Here is a 1,306-nt window from a genome sequence, read left to right on the forward strand (position 1 = left end):
GGACGAGTGGACCAAGCTGGACAAGGACCCCAAGAACCTGGGCACCCTCAGCAAGAAGGGCGAGCCCTTCTCGGTCACCCGCTACTACACCCAGCAGTGGGTCAAGCCGGGCTCGGACCTCAAGTACTTCAAGAAGGTCTACCTGGTCCGCGACGGCGGCATCAAGGACGTCGGTCGCCTCGGTGACAACGTCGGTGGCCAGGGCTTCGCCTGGAACCAGAAGACCGGCCAGAAGGTGTTCGTGTTCGGCTACCCGGCCGACGCCCACCCCGACGGCCACAAGGCCTACACCGGCATCACGCCGAAGTGGTGCTACGGCACCACCACCGGCAAGACCTACACCCACGCCGCGACCAAGGTCGAGGAGCACGTCGGCCTCAAGTGCGCGATGACCCCGGGCGCCGACGGCTCCCCGTGGCTCATCAAGTACAGCAACGCCAAGCGTCTGGGCTACGTCAACGGTGTCACCAGCCTCTTCGGTGACCAGGACAAGAACGACCGCTACGACCTCAGCACCTCGGCGTACTTCGACGGCGAGACCGCCGCGATCTACAACCAGGCTGCGGCCGTGTGGTCCGGCTCGTTCGTCACCAAGTAAAACCGACGAACACCCGAACCCGCAGGGGTCCAAACCCTGAAGGTTCACCCAGCTCCATCCGAGGGGCCCGGCGTTTCGCCGGGCCCCTCGGCCATTTCCACGACCCGGACACCGCAGCCGGCCCGGTGCGGCGGGACGGTGGAGCAGGAGCTCCGGGCACCCGGGTTCCGCCTCTCGACCTTCGGGCCCGGACTTTCCGGCTGCCACCCAGCCGTCCTGACGCCCTGAGACACTCTGAGGAGCCCTGGACACGCCGCCCTTGCCTCCGGATGCGTGTTTCCATGGCCCTGGAGGCTCAGAAGCCCGGTACCCGGGGTCTTACGAGCGCCCGCGGCCGGGCGTGTTCGGAGGAGGACGTCTTCCCCCTCCGGAGGAACCGCTCGACGCGAAAGGGGCCCGGCGATCCGCCGGGCCCCTTTCGAGTTCCGTTAGACGTGGCAGGTCCCGAATCGGTGCCATCTCTTCGATGTGATCTGCGTCACATAGGACCGATAACCGAACGTACGCGGACACTCACGCCACATCGGCATCACTTACAACATCCTTATGTTGATCTGCGAAAACGCCGCAGATCACATCTATCCCTTTTCCGCTCCCAAACCCGAGATCAGGTAACGGAACGGTCTCAGCCGGGGCGACCGTCACTTTCAATCCCGAAGCGGCTTCCGCTTTTCAAGATCGGGCCTGTATGTTCCTGGCTATCCCTTT

At 64.6% G+C, this 1,306-nt stretch carries 1 pseudogene; it reads left to right on the top strand.

The features are described from left to right. Positions 1-598: pseudogene (locus tag ACWJ6R_RS36500) on the top strand (hypothetical protein); the annotation flags it as partial. Between the last annotated feature and the right edge of the window lie 708 nt (positions 599-1,306).

The organism is Planomonospora algeriensis (assembly GCF_977012225.1).